This is a genomic window from Pedobacter sp. R20-19 (genome assembly GCF_000708265.2).
GTDB lineage: Bacteria > Bacteroidota > Bacteroidia > Sphingobacteriales > Sphingobacteriaceae > Pedobacter.
Window position 1 is genome coordinate 112,249 of record NZ_JCKI01000006.1, and the last position, 21,810, is coordinate 134,058.

The 21,810-nt window shown below is 42.0% G+C and carries 10 protein-coding genes; all 10 read left to right on the forward strand.

The window, feature by feature from the left end; translation table 11 throughout:
• The first annotated feature begins 552 nt into the window (after positions 1-552).
• The 10 genes from AN34_RS14650 (at position 553) to AN34_RS14695 (ending at position 21,809) form a co-directional block, all read left to right on the forward strand.
• The gene (locus AN34_RS14650) at positions 553-2,493 is read left to right on the forward strand and encodes a sialate O-acetylesterase (RefSeq protein ID WP_029286670.1); all 1,941 of its coding nucleotides are present in this window, start codon (positions 553-555) and stop codon (positions 2,491-2,493) included.
• Positions 2,494-2,721: 228 nt separating this feature from the next.
• The gene (locus tag AN34_RS14655) at positions 2,722-3,612 is read left to right on the forward strand and encodes a sialate O-acetylesterase (RefSeq protein ID WP_082468420.1); all 891 of its coding nucleotides are present in this window, start codon (positions 2,722-2,724) and stop codon (positions 3,610-3,612) included.
• Between the two features lie 31 nt (positions 3,613-3,643).
• Positions 3,644-4,612 (forward strand): glycoside hydrolase family 43 protein, encoded by a 969-nt coding sequence (locus AN34_RS14660; protein WP_029286672.1) that lies wholly within the window; start codon positions 3,644-3,646, stop codon positions 4,610-4,612.
• Positions 4,613-4,656: 44 nt separating this feature from the next.
• Positions 4,657-6,600 (forward strand): alpha/beta hydrolase-fold protein, encoded by a 1,944-nt coding sequence (locus AN34_RS14665; protein WP_051666599.1) that lies wholly within the window; start codon positions 4,657-4,659, stop codon positions 6,598-6,600.
• A gap of 20 nt (positions 6,601-6,620) precedes the next feature.
• Positions 6,621-9,116 carry a glycoside hydrolase N-terminal domain-containing protein gene (locus AN34_RS14670; protein WP_051666647.1) on the forward strand — a complete coding sequence of 832 codons (2,496 nt, stop codon included), beginning with the start codon at positions 6,621-6,623 and terminating at the stop codon, positions 9,114-9,116.
• 27 nt (positions 9,117-9,143) lie between these two features.
• On the forward strand, positions 9,144-10,709 hold the full coding sequence (locus AN34_RS14675) for a glycoside hydrolase 43 family protein (protein ID WP_029286676.1): 1,566 nt from the start codon (positions 9,144-9,146) through the stop codon (positions 10,707-10,709).
• Between the two features lie 170 nt (positions 10,710-10,879).
• On the forward strand, positions 10,880-12,661 hold the full coding sequence (locus AN34_RS14680) for a glycoside hydrolase family 43 protein (RefSeq protein WP_029286678.1): 1,782 nt from the start codon (positions 10,880-10,882) through the stop codon (positions 12,659-12,661).
• A 1,179-nt stretch (positions 12,662-13,840) separates the two neighbouring features.
• Positions 13,841-17,011: a TonB-dependent receptor gene (locus AN34_RS14685; RefSeq protein ID WP_051666601.1), complete on the forward strand. Its 3,171-nt coding sequence runs from the start codon at positions 13,841-13,843 to the stop codon at positions 17,009-17,011.
• 10 nt (positions 17,012-17,021) lie between these two features.
• Complete coding sequence (locus tag AN34_RS14690) at positions 17,022-18,905, forward strand: RagB/SusD family nutrient uptake outer membrane protein (RefSeq protein WP_029286681.1); 1,884 nt, start codon at positions 17,022-17,024, stop codon at positions 18,903-18,905.
• Positions 18,906-18,932: 27 nt separating this feature from the next.
• Positions 18,933-21,809, forward strand: a complete 2,877-nt coding sequence (locus AN34_RS14695) for a SusC/RagA family TonB-linked outer membrane protein (protein WP_029286682.1) — start codon at positions 18,933-18,935, stop codon at positions 21,807-21,809.
• Position 21,810 lies beyond the last annotated feature (1 nt).

The window sequence follows — 21,810 nt, forward strand, 5'->3', positions numbered from 1 at the left end:
AAAACTGTATAGAGCGGTCGTCATTCCGACTGAAGCACCTGCCCCTTTCAGGCAGTGTGAAACGGAGAGATCTTTGTAAATAGATGTCTACTCCATATTTAATTTGTAAAAAGCAAGGTCCAAGGATTCCTCCACTGCGGTCGGAACGACGATCATCGTATTTTCGTCAACGGTCGTCCTTTCGACTGGAGCGTAGCGAAACGGAGAAATCTTTTTAAAAAGGTTTTATTGATAAAATTTACAAAGTCCCGCTCACGCTCGTTTCTAACGAGCGTGGAAATAGGTAAGCGTTTTAAAAGGTTGTAAGTAATATGCATATCTTATTATTTAGTTAGTACCTTGTGATAAAATCATAGAACTATTATGCACTCGTTTGGAAACGAGCGCAGGCTTAATTTTGAGGAAGGATTTTTTTTAGCCCCTTCATTTTCAACGGAACGGTGCCGACAGGCGGATAAGGATTAACTTAAACATTTATCACACCTTTTTATTCAAATCTGCTTCAATGGCTTTTTTATTTGAATTAGATTTGTGCGATTAACCAGATACCCCATGAGCCTGATCAAGCACATTTTATTATCGCTATACCTTGTTTTTTGTTTCGCTCTGGTGGGAAATGCCCAGATCAGATTACCGCATATCATTTGCGACAGCATGATCCTGCAAAGGAATTTGCCTTTGACAATATGGGGTTGGGCTTCGCCAGGGGAACAGGTTGTGCTGCGATTCAATGGAAAAAAATGGAGTGCCAAAACCGGGCCAGATGAAAAGTGGCTCATCAAACTTCCGGCAGTAAAAGCTGGCGGGCCTTATACCATGGAATTTTCTGGTAAAAATAAAGTGGTGCTTAAAGATATTCTTTTTGGCGATGTATGGCTCTGCGCCGGGCAATCCAATATGGTACACCAGTTGAGGATACATAATATTACTTACGCCAAAGACATTGCTGCTGCAAATTACCCGCAAATCAGGCAATTCTGGGTGCCCACCGCCACCAATTTAAACGGACCATCCAAAGACTTACCCAAAAGCAATTGGAAACCAGCTACCCAAGAGGGTATCAATGATTTCTCTGCTGTGGCTTATTTCTTCGCCCGTAAAATATATGAAGAACAAAGAATACCCATTGGCATCATCAATTCAAGTGTGGGTGGAACCACAATAGAAGCTTGGACCGGCGAAGACGGACTGAAGGAAATGGAAGAGCTGCGTAAGATCATCGAGCGCAATAAAGATACGGCAGCCGTTAACAAAATAAACAGGCTTGCGGATGCGAATCAAGTCCCGCCAGCAGCAAGTGCTGACAAAGGTTTGCTCGAACCGGTGAAATGGTTCGAACCACAATACCAGCCTAAAGGATGGCGTAAATTTGATATTCCAGGTTTTTGGGAAGATCAAGGAATGCGTGATCTTGATGGTGTGGTTTGGTTCAGAAGGGAAATAGAAGTGCCTGAAGCCATGGCGGGTGTTCCTGCTTTTATCCAGATGGGAAGAATTGTAGATGCTGATCGCTTTTACATCAACGGAACAGTTGTAGGTTCAACCGGCTATCAATATCCGCAAAGAAGATATACTGTTCCAGCTGGAGTATTAAAACCGGGTAAAAATATCCTGGTGGTTCGGGTAGAAAATTCAAATGGAAAGGGTGGTTTTGTACCTGATAAACCATACTCACTGGAAGCCAATCAACAACCTATTGACTTAAAGGGTGAATGGCAGTATAAGGTAGGAGAAGCCTATCGTCCGGTATTTAGAAAAGGTCCCTTCCGGATTCAGGAACAGGCGCAACCTACTGCACTTTATAACGCGATGATTGCGCCCATTGTTCAGTATGGCATAAAAGGCATATTGTGGTATCAAGGGGAAAGTAATGTAGGAAATCCGCTCGCCTATAAAAAGTTATTGCCTGCGCTTATTCAGTATTGGAGACAAAAATTTGAAATGCCTGATCTTCCTTTTTATTATGTGCAGTTACCCAATTATGGCGATATGCGCTACCAGCCTGGTGAAAGTGCCTGGGCTTTGTTAAGGGAAGCTGCACTGGAAACCCTTAAAATACCCCATACTGGGATGGCGGTTACCATTGATCTGGGCGAATGGAACGACATCCATCCAGATAATAAGAAGGATGTTGGGGAACGCCTGGCGCTGATTGCCAAAAGATGGAGTTACGGAGAAAAAAATCTCGTTTATTCAGGCCCGATTTATAAGTCCTCAGCGGTCGATGGAAATCAGATCATTGTGAATTTTGATCATATCGGTTCAGGATTAAAAACAATCGATGGGGAAGCCCTTTCACAGTTTGAGATTGCCGGGGCAGATCGAAAATTTGTATGGGCAGATGCGGAAATTAAAGGCGATCAGGTCATTGTTCATTCACCACAAATTGAAAAGCCGATGTATGTACGTTATGCATGGGCAGATAATCCTGTTAACCCAAATTTATATAACCCGGAAAATCTTCCGGCTTCGCCATTTCGCACGGACCGTTAACCTAAAATTATTCGTTGCCTTTTCTTTATTGGTGCCAGGCCCTGTTATTGTATCTAAAGCGTTACCTCCTGCAATAGCCGGTAAACATATTTTCTATAATAATCATCAAAACTTCCCGTTCAGCATACGCATAACTCCTAGTTTTATACTGCGGTGTTCCTGATTGCATCATCATTAATTATGAAGGTTCAATAAAAGGTATGCCCACTTGAATACAAATTTATGAGGATGAATTACAAAAAACTACTAACCAAAATTTTATCTCCTGTTCATTTAAAAACGATCAGTGTAGCTGCACTGTTTTTTTTAACAGTACCATTTGCCTCCTTTGCACAAGACCCGAATTTTCACATTTACCTGTGTCTTGGCCAATCGAACATGGAAGGGAATGCCCGTTTTGAACCACAGGATACTGTTCAGGTTGATCCACGTTTCCAGGTGTTGCAGGCAGTGAATTGTCCGGATTTAAAGCGTGAAATGAATCAATGGTATACCGCGGTTCCGCCGTTGACCCGTTGTAATACCGGCTTAACGCCTGTGGATTATTTCGGTCGTACACTGGTTGCTGAACTTCCTAAAAAAGTACGCGTTGCAGTAATCATAGTTGCGGTTGGCGGATGCAAAATCGAACTATTTGATAAAGACAATTACCCCTCTTATACCGCTACGGCACCAGAATGGATGAAAGGCATGCTTCAGCAATATGATGGCAATCCTTATGGCCGTTTGTTAAGTCTTGCAAAAGAGGCCCAGAAAAAAGGTGTTATTAAAGGAATCTTGCTCCACCAGGGGGAATCCAACACTGGCGATAGTTTATGGGTAAATAAGGTAAAAGGTGTATATGATAACTTGCTGAAAGACCTCAATCTAAAAGCCAATGATGTGCCTTTACTTGCCGGCGAGGTGGTGAATGCAGATCAGGGTGGTGTTTGCGCAAGCATGAACAACATTATCGCTAAGCTGCCTCAAACCATTCCAGGCGCACATGTCATTTCCTCAAAAGGTTGTACGGTAGCGGCTGATAAACTCCATTTTAATGCAGCAGGCTACCGGGAGCTGGGTAAACGATACGCAGCACAAATGCTTTCGCTGTTAAAAAGAAAGACTAAAGCTCTGTAGCTGAATATTAAACTAACCAAATACCAATCATATGAAACCTTCTTGCCTCGTGCTGCTGATTGCGGTGATCTGCTCCGTACAAAGTAATTTAAAGGCGCAGAATCCCATTATTAAAAACATTTTCACTGCCGATCCCGCACCAATCGTTTATAAAAATACAGTTTATCTTTATATAGGCCATGATACGGCTACCGTAAAAGATACCAACTATAAAATGCCCGACTGGCATGTATTTTCCTCGGATAATATGGTCGACTGGAAAGATCATGGCACCTTGCTTTCGCCCAAAACATTTTCATGGGCAGGCGGAGATGCTTATGCTGCCCAATGCATTTACCGCGATGGTAAATTTTATTGGTATGTTTCCACAGGGCACCAGAAAAATGCAGAAAGTGGTGGCGGAATGGCCATTGGCGTGGCGGTATCGGATAGTCCAACAGGGCCATTTAAAGATGCCATTGGAAAGGCATTGATCACCAATGAAATGACAACAGATAAGAAACATGGATGGGATGATATTGATCCAACTGTATTTATTGACGATGACGGACAGGCTTATCTTTTCTGGGGAAATGGCAGTTGCAAAAGTGTTAAACTCAAAAAAAACATGACGGAACTGGATGGTCCGATTACGGTGTTGGATATTAAAAACTATATTGAAGGACCCTGGGTTTATAAAAGAAAGGGTAATTATTACCTGGTTTATGCAGGAGCAGGTACAAAGCCTGAAATGATTGAATATTGTATGGCGAAAAGTCCGCAGGGACCCTGGGTATACAAAGGTATTATCCAGGAAAATGTGCCCAATAGTTTCACTACCCATCCAGGAATTGTAGATTTCAAAGGAAAATCGTATTTTTTCTACCATAACGGCACATTGCCAACAGGTGGAAGCTACAGAAGATCAATTTGTATCGACTATATTCACTATAATCCGGATGGTACGATTCAGAAAATTGTACAAACCACTGAAGGTGTTGCCGCAGTGGGTAAACGCTAAAATGAAGCAACGGTACCTATACCCTTAAATTAACACAACCAAATATGATTAAAAGAATCAGACCTTCTCAACTGCATATCGCCTTGCTAATTAGCGTTTCAGCGCTATTTACCTTTCCGGTGTTTTCACAAGGCATTATAACACCTGGCCCTCCAGAGTTTGATGTAGAAAAACCCAATATCCCACATGGGAAAATTGATACCCTTACTTATGCTTCCAAAACAGTTGGAAACAATCGCAGGGCGCTAGTCTATACCCCGCCGGGTTATGTGAGAAATAAAAAATACCCTGTTTTATACCTGCTACATGGCATCGGAGGCGATGAAAAGGAATGGTTCAGAGGTGGGAAACCACAGGTGATCCTTGATAACCTTTACGCTGAAGGCAAAATTGAACCGATGATCGTGGTAATGCCAAACGGACGGGCCATGAAAGATGACCGGGCAACAGGAAACATTATGGCGAAAGACAAGGTGGAAGCTTTTGCCAACTTTGAAAAAGATTTGCTGAATGATCTCATCCCGTATGTGGAGAAGAAATTGAGCGTCTACAAAGACCGCGAGCACAGGGCAATTGCAGGTTTGTCAATGGGCGGAGGCCAGTCTTTAAACTTTGGTTTGGGCAATCTGAATAAATTTGCCTGGGTAGGTGGATTTTCTTCTGCACCAAATACCAAATCACCACAGGAACTGATGCCTAATCCGAAAAAAGCAAAAGAAATGCTGAAGTTATTGTTTATTTCCTGTGGGGCAAGTGATAACCTGATCAGTTTCAGCAAGCGCACACATGATTACCTGCAAAAAAATGATGTACCGCATATTTATTTTATCGAGCCAGGTGTACATGATTTCAAAGTTTGGAAAGATGGTTTATATATGTTTTCACAGTTGATTTTCAAACCTGTAGATACGACCACTTTTTCTAAATATCCCGTAGCAGGTGCGCCCGCTTCGACCAATATCGGGTCAAACAAATATCCGCAGATTTTAGATGACCACCGTGTGATGTTCAGTGTTGCTGCACCAGATGCCCAAAAGGTACAAGTCGATTTAGGAAAAAAATATGATATGGTAAAAGATAATCAGGGCAAATGGACAGCTACTACTGATTCAATTGGTGAAGGCTTTCATTATTATTCACTGATTATTGACGGTATTCCCGTAGCTGATCCGGCAAGTAAAACGTATTATGGAATGGGCAGGATGGCCAGCGGCATTGAAATTCCTTTTGCAGGCGGTGCTTATTATGCCTTGAAAGATGTACCCCATGGTGATATCCGCATTAAAAAGTATTTTTCCAGGATCACCAATTCATGGCGACAGTTTTATGTGTACACGCCACCAGGCTATGATACCAATATCAATGAAAAATATCCGGTACTTTATATTCTCCACGGAGGAGGTGAGGACGAAACGGGATGGGCAAACCAGGGAAAGACCGATCTAATTCTAGACAATCTCATTGCTGCACAGAAAGCCAAACCCATGCTCATTGTTATGCCTGATGCCAATGTAGGCGGATCGGCCTTTGCGGAAAGCGGATTAAAAACATTTGAATCTGAACTTAAGGAAGTGATCATCCCGCTGGTAGAAAAAACGTATCGTACTAAAACCGATGCGGCAAACCGGGCTTTGGCAGGTTTATCAATGGGCGGAATGCATACGCTTTATACCGGCGTTAGAAATACAGACAATTTCGCCTATCTGGGGGTGTTCAGTTCGGGTTGGATCGTAGGCAGACAGAATGAGGTAGCCGACGTACAATACGATTTTATGAAAAACAACCGTGAAAAGATCAACACCAACCTGAAACAATTCTGGATTGCCATGGGCGGCAAAGAAGATATTGCCTATAATAACTGCCAGATCATGATGGATAAGCTTAAAAAGCTGGATATTAAATATACTTACCAAGAGTATCAGGGCGGCCACACCTGGCCAGTGTGGCGAAATAATTTGTACCAGTTTTCCGCATTATTGTTTAAGTAATGGGGTTCCATTTATTACGTATGATGATTAAATCCACAGTCAAAACCAATACTGTACTGGTTTTGACTGTGATTTTATGCATGATGCTCACTTCGGCTTCACGGGCCCAAAAGACTAAAACATCTCATTTAAAGCTGTGGTATGATCAGCCAGCAGGAAAGGTTTGGGAAAATGCCCTTCCGCTTGGCAATGGCATGCTTGGTGCAATGGTTTATGGTAACGTAGAAAAGGAAACGATCAAACTCAATGAACATACCCTTTGGAGTGGAGGCCCGTATCAGAATGATGTACCGGAAACCCTTGATGCGTTGCCAGAAATCAGACAGTTAATTTTTGATGGAAAGCACAAAACAGCAGAAAACCTTGCCAATAAAGTGATGTTTGGCAAAAAATCTTCTGGCCAAATCTTCCAGCCGGCAGGTAATCTTGAAATTAGTTTTCCTGGTCAAAAGGAATACAAAAACTATCATCGGGAATTGGATCTGGAAAAGGCCATCGCCAAAACCAGTTATATGGTGGATGGTGTAACTTACACACGGACAGCCTTTGCAGCCTTTGGCAATCGTGTCATCGTGATGCGCCTGACAGGAGATCAACCCGGGCAGATTTCCTTTACAGCAAATTATAGTACACCGCATAAAAAGTTTTCCATTCACTCATCGGCCAAAGACCTGATTCTTGATGGTATTTCCAGTGACCATGAAGGGATTAAAGGCATGGTGAAATACCAGGTCATGAGTCGGTTTAAAAATGAGGGTGGCAACATCAGTACTTCAGATAGCAGCATTACTGTTAATGGTGCCAACGCAGTAACCATTTATATTTCCATCTCTACCAATTTTAACAACTATCTAGATGTTATTGGCGATGCCGCTGCCCGTGCTGCTGATGAGTTGGAAAAAGCAACCGCTAAATCTTATGAAAACCTGTTCAGTACGCATGTTGCTACATATCAGAAATATTTTAACCGCGTGCAACTAGATTTGGGAACAACCAAAGCTGTTGCATTGCCCACCGATCAGCGGTTGGCCAATTTCAGGAATTCGGATGACCCTGCTTTTGTAACGCTTTATTATCAATTTGGGCGTTATTTATTGATCAGTTCTTCGCAACCTGGCGGGCAGCCGGCAAATCTACAAGGCATCTGGAATGATAAGCTTTATCCGGCTTGGGACAGTAAATACACCATCAACATCAATGCGCAGATGAATTACTGGCCTGCAGAACCTACTAATCTGGCAGAATTGCACGAGCCCTTTCTCAAAATGGTCAAAGAACTTTCAGCAACAGGTGCAATTACCGCAAAAAACATGTATGGTGCAAGGGGATGGGTGGCCCATCACAATACCGATATCTGGAGAAGTACAGGCCCGGTTGATGGTGCTTTCTGGGGCATCTGGAATGCAGGTGGAGGGTGGACAAGTCAGCATTTATGGCAACATTACCTCTACAATGGAGATAAAAATTATCTTAGAACCGTTTATCCCATTTTGAAGGGTGCAGCCCTCTTTTATAAAGATTTCCTGGTAATTCATCCCAAATATAAATGGCTGGTGGTTAATCCGGGAACCTCTCCCGAAAATGCGCCAAAAGCACATGGCGGCTCTTCTATTGATGCCGGAACAACCATGGATAATCAAATCGTATTTGATGTTTTCTCATCCGTTATTCAAGCTGCAAAAATTCTGAATGTAGATCAGACTTTCAGTGATAGCCTATTTAAAATGCGGGCGCAATTGCCGCCGATGCACATCGGTAAATATGGGCAGTTGCAAGAGTGGCTGGATGATATTGATAGTCCAGATGATAAACATCGCCATATTTCGCATCTGTATGGATTGTTTCCTTCCAATCAAATTTCACCATACCGCACGCCCTTACTTTTTTCGGCAGCCAGGAATACGCTGTTGCAGCGAGGCGATGTATCTACCGGATGGAGCATGGGCTGGAAAATCAACTGGTGGGCCAGGATGCAGGATGGGAACCACGCCTATCAACTCATTCAGAACCAGCTGACACCATTGGGTGTTAATCCGGGCGGTGGCGGCACCTACAACAATCTTTTTGATGCACATCCACCATTTCAGATTGATGGAAATTTTGGCTGTACCTCTGGCATTACCGAAATGCTGATGCAAAGTGCAGATGAAGCCTTGCATCTGCTCCCCGCACTTCCTGATGTATGGAAAAAGAAAGGAAGGGTAAAAGGCCTTCGGGCAAGGGGAGGTTTTGAAGTGCAGGAAATGGTATGGGGAGATGGCAAATTGAATAAAGTGGTGATCAGATCTACCATCGGTGGCAACCTGCGCATCCGAGTAGCTGATCAACTGAAAGGCAAAGGCTTTATTCTGAAACCTGCAAAAGGCATCAACCCGAATACATTTTATACGGTTGCCAAAACACCAGATGCCCTGCTTTCTGAAAATGCAATAACTGATGATCCGATTTTGCAGAAAACATTTTTATATGATATTCCGACGGTTGCGGGAAAATCATATACATTGATATTAAAATGATCTCCACTTAAATACCGAATATAGAAAATGAAAAATATTATCGTCTGCCTGCTTTTTATCGCTTTAATAAATAATCAGGCATTTGCCCAGCAAAATGCACAAAATCCAATCATTTATGCAGATGTGCCCGATCTTTCTATGGTTCGTGTAGGCGATACGTATTATATGAGCAGTACCACGATGCACATGAGTCCGGGTTTGCCTATCATGAAATCAAAAGACCTGGTAAACTGGAAAATGGTAGGTTATGCCTACGATACGCTGGCCAATGTGGATGCGCTCAATCTGGTTAATGGTCAAAATGCGTATGGTAAAGGTTCCTGGGCGAGCAGCCTGCGTTACCATGAGGGTACTTTTTATGTAAGCACCTTTGCCCAAACTACCGGAAAAACAACCATCTTTAGGACCAAAGACATCGAAAAAGGAGATTGGAAGCGGATCGATTTCAAACCCAGTTTGCACGATCATTCTTTATTTTTCGACAATGGAAAGGCCTACATGGTGTATGGCAGTGGTAAAATTAAATTGGTTGAGCTGAAGGCCGATCTGAGCGGCATCAATCCCGATGTGCCCGAACAGGTGTTGATTGAAGATGCCGGATTACCCTCTGGCAATACAGGTGGTTTGCCTGCCGAAGGATCGCAATTATTTAAAGTGAAAGGCAAATATTACCTCTTTAACATTACCTGGCCAAGGGGTGGAATGCGTACGGTAGTCATTCATCGTTCAGATCATTTAACTGGGCCATATGAGGGAAGAGTAGCACTGCAAGATAAAGGTGTGGCACAAGGCGGCCTGATTGATACCCCGGATGGAAATTGGTTTGCTTATTTATTTCGCGACAATGGCGCCGTTGGCCGGATTCCTTATTTGGTGCCGCTGAAATGGGAAAAGGACTGGCCAGTGCTGGGGATTGATGGTAAAGTACCTGAAATGCTGGATTTGCCAGTGAGTAAAGGAATGATTCCGGCCATTGCTGCAGCTGATGAATTTACGCGCTCGAAAAATGACCGCGATTTGCCGCTGGTTTGGCAATGGAACCATAATCCTGATCCTAAGTATTGGTCGGTTCGCCAGAGAAAGGGTTTTTTAAGGTTAACAACAGGCCGTATTGATACCAGCTTTTTATCTGCCCGGAATACCCTTACGCAAAGAACCATCGGGCCATTTTCATCAGGTTGTACCACACTGGATCTCGCCAACATGAAAAACGGTGATTTTGCAGGTATGGCGATCCTGCAGAAAAATTATGGACAAATTGGTGTAAAGCTCGAAAATGGAAAGAAGTCCATTATTTTTATCAATGCTTCTGGCGGAAAGGCCAAATCATCAACAGCTATTCCGCTGTTGCAAAACAAAATATATTTGAGGGTAGATTGCGATTTTGCGGAAAGAAAAGACCTGGCTACATTCTTTTATAGCCTGGATGGAAAGGACTGGAAAAACATTGGCGATCCCGTAAAAATGAGTTATACCATTCCTCATTTTATGGGTTACCGATTTGCACTTTTTAATTATGCAACAAAGGAAACAGGTGGCTTTGCAGATTTCGATTATTTCCATTTGTCGGAAAAACCAGCTATTCAAAAATAAGGAGGAAAAACGAAAATCATTCTCAGCAAGATTGAACAATAATGCTAACATTTTAATCAATAGTTCAATGCCAGCGCAGGTTATAGGCCTATCTTCGGGATTTATAAAGGTGTTGAATGTACTATTTTGAATCCATTCATCACCATCAATAACCAATATATAACCGATTTATGAACAATCCCATTCAGAACTTATTTTTACACAAGAGAAATTTTCGAGCGCAAGGCTTTTCTAAAAAGCTATTGCTTGCCATTTCTCTCACTTGCTCCTTATTTTTCTTAATTACAGCTTTTACACAGGATGATCCTGGTGTTAAACCAGCACCAACGGCTACCCCCTTATTCAGCAATTATATTTACCAGGGTGATGATGATATTTATAAAAAATACCCTTTAAAGGCAGATGAGTTTTACTCTCCAATCCTTCAGGGCTGCTATCCTGATCCCAGCATCACCAAAAAAGGAGATGATTATTACCTGGTCGTATCTTCTTTCGCATTTTTTCCAGGAGTTCCTATTTTTCATTCTAAAGACCTGGTAAACTGGAAACAATTGGGACATGTGTTAGACCGCACTTCACAACTTAAAGTGGAGCGTTCTGGCATGAGTGCCGGTATTTATGCTCCGTCTATTTTATACAATAAACTGAACGATACTTTCTATATGATCACTACCCAGATTGCGGGTGGAATGGGCAATATGGTAGTGAAAACTAAAGATCCGGCCAAAGGTTGGAGTGAACCTTATAAACTTAAATTCGACGGAATTGACCCTTCTCTATTCTTTGATGATAACGGCAAAGCTTATGTCGTGCATAATGATGCACCTGAAAAAGAGCTTTATACCGGACACCGTGCCATCAAAATCTGGGAATATGATTTGGTGAACGACCAAATTATTCCAGGTACGGATAAAATTATTGTGAATGGGGGTGTAGATTTAAGCAAACATCCTATCTGGATTGAAGCCCCGCACATCTATAAAAAGAACAATAAATATTACCTGATGTGTGCCGAAGGTGGAACCGGAGGAGCACATAGCGAAGTGGTTTTTATCAGCGATAACGCTAAAGGGCCTTATGTTCCTGCACCTAAAAATCCGATCTTAAGTCAGCGTCATCTACCTGCAAAACGGGTGGATAAAGTAGACTGGGCTGGTCATGCGGATCTGGTAGAAGGACCGGGCGGTCAGTATTACGGGGTGTTTTTAGGTATCAGGCCTAATGAAAAAGATCGGGTGAACACTGGTCGCGAAACATATATGTTACCTGTAGACTGGAGCGGTGAATTTCCAATTTTCGAAGGAGGGTTAGAACCTCTGAAAGCAAAATTGAAAATGCCTGCAGGCGTTAAAAATAATACCGGAAAGCAAGGATTCTTCCCAAATGGTAACTTTACTTTTAAAGATAGTTTTACAGCCGGGAAATTAGATTACCGTTGGATTGGACTTAGAGGGCCACGAGAAGGTTTTGCTACCGCAACGACTAAAGGGCTATTGGTGAAACCTTATGCGGTAGATGTTAAATCGGTTGAACCCATTTCTGCACTTTTTCAACGCCAGCAGCATAATAATTTTTCTGCTACGGTAACCATGAATTATAAACCAGGATCTGAAAAGGATCTGGCTGGAATTGTTTGTTTGCAAAAAGAAAGTTATCACTATGTTTTCGGTGTAACTAAAAAGGATGATGCCTATTATCTTTTATTGCAACGTACAGAAGATAATGTATCAACCATATTGGCAAAAGTGAAAATTGATGTGAACCGGCCTATCGATTTGAAGGTAGCTGCAAAGGGAGATGATTACACTTTCAGTTATGCTTTGGGAGATAAGAAATTTACCAATCTCGGTGGTACAGTTTCGGGTGATATTCTTTCAACCAATGTGGCAAAAGGATTCACAGGTGCCTTAATCGGACTTTATTCAACTTCGGCGAGCCAGGTTAAATTATAACCGGCCGTTAAAAGAAGAACTTTAAATCATGCGCCCTGGTTTGTGGAAACACTGACCAGGGCTTTTTGTTGATAAAGCTCGGCGATGAAGTTTAGCTATCGAATCACCATATCGTTTTAAGATTGCTCCCTTGGCTGAAGGGGCCTTTTTGTAATGATGATGTGATGATCTGAAAAATAATTACACATATCGCTCTATCTGTTTTCTGACTAATAGATCATACATCATTTTAGTCATTCAGGCTATTTTTACTTTTATGGTGTTTTGCTTTCCTTTTAAAACACTTCCATTGTAAATTCTAAGATAGTTCTTTTGTATTTTTTTAACTAAAATACACTAAGTCTGTGAAATATTCTTTGTAAAGAAAAATAAGTGAAAATAATTTTCTGTGATAAAATGCTTCTGGATGCTTATGGGGCTGTTTTTTAGCTGCCTATGCTAGTTCTGAACATGAATCCTATAAATTTAAACAATTGTGCTATTGATAAATAAGACACGATCCTAAATTTATCTCAACCAAATATAACCCATGTCGCCTGTTAAACAGGTGCAAAACTAATCAAACTACGAATGAACAGGAACCTTGATCCATTTAATTCCAGGGGTAGAAAATTTTCTCCTCATAGCCTTGAATTATATTTTAAGCCTATAGCCAAACACCAGCATTAAAAACTTATTAAGCGCAATAACTGATCGCTATTAAACATTTAAAACCGGAAAAATAATCATGAAATTAATTACTTAACTCTGGCAGCAGTGAGACTGAGCTGCTAGGAAACTGTGTATCCTCATCTTCAAAGATGGCGTGACTATATTGCTTTTATAGCCTTCAAAAATAGCTGAACTAAACAACATCTGGCCTTAAGGTCAGGTTAATAAAGTACTAACCAAATTAAACATTCATGAGCAATAAAATAACAAATCTGCAAAATGATCTGCTGTAGGGAGTCATCACTTTTGTTGGCCTGATCATCCAGAATAGATGAATCAGCATTTTTTAAACCTTTCCATTCATAATATCCTAACCAAATAAACGATGATAAGAGAATTACCCAAAATCCAAATGGGAGGCACCAATCCCTTTAAATACATTTCAAAAGAAATGAAAAATTCCAACACTTCATGTGGAAACAGATGCCATCAATTTTACCCAACATTCTTCATAAATGATCTTCAAAAATGAAAAGAATTACGCTATTGCATTGGGCAGGGAATAACCTGGTTCCAAAGAGGCAAATATTTAAGGGCTGCTGTTTAACTGTTTTATTATTCCTGTTGATGTTCAAGATCACATTTGCCCAAACAAAAGTAACCGGAACCGTTGTAGACAATAAGCAGAATCCCTTAATTGGTGCTACAGTAACCATTAAAGGCACCAATATCCGTACACAAACTGATGTTGATGGTCGTTTTTCCATTGGCACAAATGGCGACAAAACCATACTGGTAATCGGTTATGTGGGGATGTTGAACAAAGAGGTTGCATTAAACGGTAAAGACAATTTAAAGATTGTACTTACAGATGATCAGTCGCAGCTTAATGATGTGGTGGTTATTGGCTATGGCACACAGAAAAAAGCCAGTGTAGTTGCAGCCATTGCACAAACTACCGGTAAAGTATTGGAACGTGCCGGTGGTGTATCCAGCATTGGTGCAGCATTAACTGGTAATGTACCTGGTGTGGTAACAACGGCCAGTACCGGGATGCCCGGTGAAGAAGACCCTGAAATTTTAATCCGTGGTCGCAGTACCTGGAACAACACCAGTCCGCTAATATTAGTAGATGGAATTGAACGCCAGATGAGCAGTGTGGATATTGGATCGGTAGAAACCGTATCCATCCTGAAAGATGCATCGGCAACAGCTGTATTTGGGGTAAGGGGTGCTAATGGCGTGATCCTGATCACCACCAAACGTGGCCGTGAAGGACAGGCTTCCATCAGAGGAACCATCAACAATGTGGTGAAATCTCCATCAAGGTTGCCGGGTAAATATGACTCTTACGATGCACTCACCATAAAAAATCAGGCCATTGAAAATGAACTGTCACTCAAGCCAGAGAGCTGGGCAGATTATCTTCCGCAGGCCACCATTTACAAATATCGTTATCCAGCCAATTTAACTGAATCAGAACGGTATCCAAATGTAAATTGGGATGATGTGTTATTTAAAGATTATGCCCTTTCGCACAATTTAAACCTGAACATATCAGGAGGTACATCCAAGGTAAAATATTTCGCCAATGCAGATTATCTTTATGAAGGAGATTTATTCCGGACTTTTGAAAACGACAGGGGATATACGCCTGGTTATGGTTTCAGCAGATTAAATGTAAGAAGTAACCTCGATTTTCAACTCAGCAAATCAACTTTGTTTAAGGTTAACCTTTCTGGTTCACGCGGCGTGAAGAAAAGTCCGTGGGGTAACTCCAATAGTGATTATTCTTTCTGGATTTCAGCCTATTCAACCGCACCTGACGTATTTATGCCACAATATTCGGATGGTACCTGGGGCTATTATGCACCAAATGTACAGCGTGGATTAAACTCTGCCAGAAACCTGGCCATCAGCGGTGTGGGTTATACCACCACGAGCAGAATTACCACCGATTTTACCCTCGATCAGGATCTGGCATCTTTGGTGAAGGGATTAAATTTTAAAGCAACCATTGCTCTTGACAATACTTTTGTAGAAGGTAACAGGGGAATAAGTGATCTGTACAATGGCGTGCAGAGTAAATGGATCGATCCGAAAACAGGCCTCACCACTTACGAACAGGCATTTGACGGAACCAACCGTTTCGATTTTCAGAACGGAATTAACTGGACCACCAATGGCGGTGTTGTTCAGGACTGGTCTACCCAGCGGAGATTATTTTATCAGGGGCAATTAAATTATGCCCTGAAGCTGGGTACCAACCACAACTTTACCGCAATGGGGCTTTTTAACCGTAATGAATTGGCCACCGGAAGTGAAATTCCCAATTACAGGGAAGACTGGGTTTTCCGTACCACCTACAATTATGCCAATAAATATATGATTGAGTACAATGGTGCCTATAACGGATCAGAGAAGTTTAGCGCTAAAAACCGCTTTGCTTTCTTCTCATCAGGAGGTATCGGCTGGATGCTCAGTGAAGAGAAATTTATGAAAAGCCTCAAATTTATTGACATGTTAAAATTGAGGGCTTCCTATGGTGCCATCGGTGATGATAATGTAAGCGGCCGCTGGTTGTACCTTACACAATGGGCTTATGGCGATCAGGCGAAGCTTGGCGTAACCGGAGAAGGATCAGAACTCAGTCCTTACACCTGGTATAAAATTTCTGCACTTGGTAACCCTGATGTACACTGGGAAAAAGTGAAGAAAACCAATTTTGGTGCAGATTTCAGTTTTCTTAAAGGCATGTTTACCGGAAAGGTAGATGTTTTCAGGGAGAGACGTACGGACATTCTTATTGTTGGTGGCAATAGGGCCATTCCATCATATTTCGGCGTAAATGCACCAGTAGCCAACCTGGGTATTGTAGAAAATAAAGGATATGAACTTGAACTGGCCTTTAGTAAAAAATTAGGACAAAACTGGCGCATCTGGTCAAACCTAAACTATACTCATGCTAAAGATAAGGTAATAGATGCTGATGATGCCGAGTTATTGCCTGAATATCAGAAAAGGGCGAACAAGCAAATCAGCCAGAATTATTCTTATGTGAGTGCAGGAAACTACAATAACTGGGATGAATTATATGGAAGTACGATTCATGATAATAATGACGGACAAAAACTACCGGGCAATTACTATATTATCGATTACAATGGCGATGGAGTCATTGATTCGAAAGATAATATTCCTTATGGTTTCCCAAGCAGTCCGCAAAATACCTATAACGCTACGTTTGGTGTAGATTGGAAGGGTTTCAGTTTGTTTGTTCAGCTCTATGGCGTAAATAACGTTACCCGCCAGGTGGTGTTTAGCAGTTTGGCCGGACAGAATCACCTGGTATATGATGAGGGTTCTTACTGGACGAAGGATAATCCTGGTGCTGATGTACCGCTTCCAAGATGGTTATCTACAGCAAGTGGCTATACTTCCGGCAACCGGTATTTTTATGATGGTTCTTACCTCAGGTTAAAAAATGCAGAGATTGCTTATACCTTTCAAAAAGACAGAAGTTTTATTAAACATATTGGGATGCAGTCGCTTCGCCTCTATGTTAACGGCAATAATTTATATGTGTGGACCAAAATGCCCGATGACCGTGAATCAAATTTTGCAGGAACAGGGTGGGCATCTCAGGGAGCCTATCCAACAGTGAAAAGGTTTAACATTGGCGCCAACATTATCTTTTAATTCTACGATTATGAAACAATATCTAAGAACCATATTATGTTGCGCCATTATATGGTCAACAGTAGCCCTTTCTTCTTGTGAGAAATACCTGGATAAAGCTGATGAAACCGTTATATCAGAAAAGGAGGCTTTCAAAAATTTTGTTAATTTTCAGGGTTACACTGAAGAACTTTACAACTGTATCGTAAACTTCAGTACCAATTACTGGACCAATTCCTGGAACTGGGGAGAAGATGAAATCACCTCCACTGCTGGCAATTTTCACTTTATTCATAAAATAGACGATGGAAATTTCTGGGGCTGGCAGTCTGAATTTGATGGCTGGGGTTCAGGCTGGATGAACCATTCTAACTTCAGTACCAATAACGACCGTTTCAACAAAGACTTGTGGAAAGCAGCCTGGTATGGCATCAGCAAGGTTAATGTAGGCCTCGCCAACATGGATAAAATGACTGATGCAACTGATGAGGAACGAAACCTGATCAAAGGGCAGCTGCTCTTTTTTAGAGGCTGGTTTCACCACAGGCTGATGGAGTATTTCGGAGGTCTTCCTTATATCGATATCGTTTTACCAACAGATTCGAAACTAAACTTACCCAGGTTAAGCTATAAAGCTTGCGCAGAAAAGGCTGCTGCTGATTTTAGGGCTGCGGCAGATATTTTGCCTATTAACTGGGACAATACCACTGCAGGTAAGCGTACTTTAGGCAAGAACCAGTTGCGGATCAACAAAATCATGGCCCTGGGCTATCTGGGTAAAAATTACCTTTGGGCAGGTAGTCCGTTGATGAATTTTGAATCAACAGGAAGTAAAACCTACAATGCCGATTTCTGTAAAAAAGCCGCTGCTGCATTTGGTGAGCTTTTAGCCCTTACCGAAAGTGGAAGTACACAATATGCCCTGGTAGATTTCAAAAATTATTACCGTAATTTTTATACTACCGGACAGAACTGGGATTTACCAGGTAGCACAGAGTCCATCTTCCGCGGCCCATTTTTCAGTGCCAATGCTTCAAACTGGGGAACCAGCAAGCAATACACCCCGGTAATTATTTCGGAGGGCGACCTTAAATTTACACCAACCGCCAATTATGTAAATTATTATGGTATGGCGAACGGACTACCTATTCCTGATGCCACCAAGGCTGATGGTGAATCAGGTTATAACCCTGAATATCCATGGAAAGGAAGAGATCCGAGATTTTACAATGATATCGTGTTCGATGGAGTGAAGTTTGTTCAGGGTGCCATGGGTGCTAGTGAAGAGAAGAACCGCTATGCCAATCTTTATACCAATGGGAGCTATCGTGATGTAAGTACTGGCAGCCGTACAGGATATGTGTTGCGCAAATTTATTCCCATTACCGCCAATAAATATGATAATGGTTATGCTTACGGAAACAGCCTGCACATTTATATTCCGTATATGCGTCTGGCCGATGTGTACCTGATGTATGCAGAGGCTGCACTGATGGGATATAATTCACCAACAGGAAAAGACGCCGGATTTTCTAAAACGGCTATTGATGCCATAAATGTGATCCGGGCAAGGGCAGGGGTTGCGGCTGTTGCGCCTAAATTTCTCACTTCTGTTGAAGGATTTTTAGGTGAAGTGAGACGGGAACGTGCGGTAGAGCTATCTTTCGAAGGTCACCGTTTTAACGATCTTCGCCGCTGGTTATTGCTTATTGAAAAGCCTTATACCCTTAAAACCTCTTTGGAATTTGACAGGAGCGGAACTTTCAGTACCACAGATCCCACTGCAAACCGGGTGGTTAACCTGAAAGAAGTGGTGATCCTTGAACGTAAGTTTAGCCAAAAGCACTATTGGCTGCCCTTAAAAAATGCCGATGTAAACATGTATGCTGATTTTAAGCAAAATCCAGGCTGGTAATGCGCTCACTATTTTAAATTGAATTAAATGAAACAGATAAAGATAATATCAGCGATATGCTTGTTCATTGCATCCCTGCTCCCGGCAATGGGATGGGCACAATCGGCCAGGCAGATCAAAAAAGGAACAACATTGGCTCCGAAAGGCGGGGAGCGCCAACAAGAAGACACCGTTTTTGTAAAACCCCGTGTAGATTCTGTGCAGGTAGCTTTCAGGAAGGTAGCACAGCGGGACCTACCGGGTGGTATATCCGTACTGAACCTGTCGCAACTGATGGAGAAAAATTATTCTACTTCTAGCTTAGAGAATCTTGATGCGCTGTTGCCAGGCTTCACCGGAAACATATGGGGAATGAGTGGATACCTGGTTTTGGTAGATGGTATCCCAAGAGATGCCAATAACATTATGCCTACAGAAATCGATCAGGTTACCGTACTTAAAGGTGTTAATGCCGTTGCCCTTTATGGAAGCCGTGCAGCCAAAGGTGTATTGTACATCACCACTAAAAGAGGTGGTGATTTTGCCCAGAAAGTTAGCGTGCGTGCCAATACTGGATTAAATGTTCCTAAAAGCTACCCGCAATACCTGGGTTCTGCAGAGTACATGACGCTTTATAATGAAGCACGCAGAAATGATGGTTTACCAGAGTTGTATAGCCAGCAAACCATTTATAATTACGCATCAGGCAGTAATCCATACCGTTACCCAAATGTGGATTATTATTCATCAGATTACCTGAAAAATAGCTATGGCCGCAATGATTTTACAGCCGAGATTTCTGGTGGTAACGCAAGAACCCACTATTATACCAACCTGGGCTATTGGTCTGTAGGTTCATTGCTGAACTTTGGTGAGGCAGAAAAAAACAATGGTGCTAACCGCTTTAATGTAAGGGGAAATATTGATGTGAAGCTGAATAAAATGATTTCGCTTAATGTTGATGCGACAGCCAGTTTTTACACGGGCAAGGGCGTAAATGCCGATTACTGGGGAAGTGCGGCAACGGTTCGCCCATATCGTTTTGCACCACTTATTCCCATTAATATGATCGAGCCGGGTGATGCAGCATCTTTAGCACAAGCCAATAACAGCAGCAATATCATTAACGGAGGCTATTTGCTTGGCGGAAGTCAGCTGGATCAAAGCAACGCCTTCGCAGGCATTTATGCCGGGGGATTTAACAAAAATGTTTCCCGCCAGTTTCAGTTCAATACCGGGATAAATTTCGATTTAAATTCACTGATGCAGGGGCTTACTTTCAAAACCATGCTTGCTGTAGATTATTCCAGCGCTTTTAATCAATCCTATAACAATACCTATTCTGTTTATGAAGCCGCCTGGAATAATTATGCAGGCATTGATCAGATTTCAAGCCTTACCAAATATGGTAACGATGCGCGGTCTGGTGTACAGAATGTAAGTGGAAGTGCCTACAGGCAAACCATTTCTTTTTCAGGGCAGTTTAATTATAACCGTACCTTTAAAGAGAAACATAACGTTACCGGTACTTTATTGGGTTATGGGTTTAACATCAGTGAATCATCTGTTTATCACGCCACCAATAATGCCAACCTGGGCCTTCAGTTAGGCTATAATTATGATCACCGTTACTATGCAGATTTTAGTAGTGCCTATGTATATTCGGCTAAACTTCCCTTAGCAAATCGTGGGGCATTTTCGCCAACATTATCACTGGGCTGGCGCCTGAGCGAAGAAGCTTTCTTAAAAGGTTCGGCAGTGGTAGATAATTTAAAGATCACTGCATCAGCCGGGATTTTGAATACCGATCTCGATATCAACAATTATAATCTTTATCAAGGTTACTATACTTATAACGATGCCGCCTGGTACAGCTGGCGCGATGGTGGCTTGGTACATACTTTCGATAAAAGAAGAGGGGATAATCCAGACCTTAAGTATCCACAAAGAAGGGAAATCAACCTTGGCATCGAAGGATCACTTTATAAGAACCTGATTAATTTTACCGCTTCCCTGTTCTTTGATCAAACCAAAGGTAATGTGGTACAGCCGGGTATCCTTTATCCATCCTATCTTACCACAGGCTGGCCGGTGTATTCTGATATTCCTTTTGCAAATTACGATAATGACCAACGCCAGGGAGCAGATTTTGGCATTAAAATGAATAAGAAAATTGGTGGTATCGACTGGAGTTTAGGTCTTAACGGAACCTACTACGAAACAAAGGCTACTAAACGGGCAGAATCTTATGAGTTTGCTTACCTGAACCGGGCAGGCAAACCACTTGATGCCATCTGGGGATTAGAAAATCTGGGTTTCTTCAGCAGTACTGCAGATATCGCCAGTTCTCCGGCACAGTCTTTTGGAGAAGTAAAGCCTGGAGATTTGAAATACAAAGATCAGAATGGTGATGGCATTATTGATACCCGTGATGAAGTATATCTGGGCAAAGGCGGATGGCTGGGTGCACCGCTTACCTTTGGGGTAAACCTCACGGCCAAATGGAAAAACTTAACGCTTTTTGTATTGGGTACAGGCAGGTATGGCGCCAAAGCCATGAGAAATAGCAGCTATTTCTGGGTAGATGGAGAAGATAAATATTCCATTGTAGTGAGAGACCGTTGGACACCACAAACGCAGTCTACAGCATTATATCCAAGACTAACTACGGCCAATAGTGATAATAATTTCCGTTCATCAGATTTCTGGTTATACAGTACCAGCCGTTTCGATCTGTCTAAAGTGCAGTTATCTTACCAGTTTCCGGCAAGCTTATTTCAGAAAGGATTTGTAAGAGAGTTGGGCATGTATGTAAGCGGAATGAACCTCCTAACCATAGCGCCTGAACGTGAAATTCTGGAACTCAACATCAGTTCATCCCCTCAAACGCGGTTCTACAACCTCGGTGTAAAGGCAATGTTTTAAC

Coding starts and splice junctions, on each gene's coding strand:
- AN34_RS14690 (WP_029286681.1), top strand. CDS start 17,022: ATGAAACAATATCTAAGAACCATATTATGTTGCGCCATTATATGGTCA.
- AN34_RS14695 (WP_029286682.1), top strand. CDS start 18,933: ATGAAACAGATAAAGATAATATCAGCGATATGCTTGTTCATTGCATCC.
- AN34_RS14680 (WP_029286678.1), top strand. CDS start 10,880: ATGAACAATCCCATTCAGAACTTATTTTTACACAAGAGAAATTTTCGA.
- AN34_RS14675 (WP_029286676.1), top strand. CDS start 9,144: ATGAAAAATATTATCGTCTGCCTGCTTTTTATCGCTTTAATAAATAAT.
- AN34_RS14655 (WP_082468420.1), top strand. CDS start 2,722: ATGAATTACAAAAAACTACTAACCAAAATTTTATCTCCTGTTCATTTA.
- AN34_RS14665 (WP_051666599.1), top strand. CDS start 4,657: ATGATTAAAAGAATCAGACCTTCTCAACTGCATATCGCCTTGCTAATT.
- AN34_RS14650 (WP_029286670.1), top strand. CDS start 553: ATGAGCCTGATCAAGCACATTTTATTATCGCTATACCTTGTTTTTTGT.
- AN34_RS14660 (WP_029286672.1), top strand. CDS start 3,644: ATGAAACCTTCTTGCCTCGTGCTGCTGATTGCGGTGATCTGCTCCGTA.
- AN34_RS14685 (WP_051666601.1), top strand. CDS start 13,841: ATGAAAAGAATTACGCTATTGCATTGGGCAGGGAATAACCTGGTTCCA.
- AN34_RS14670 (WP_051666647.1), top strand. CDS start 6,621: ATGATGATTAAATCCACAGTCAAAACCAATACTGTACTGGTTTTGACT.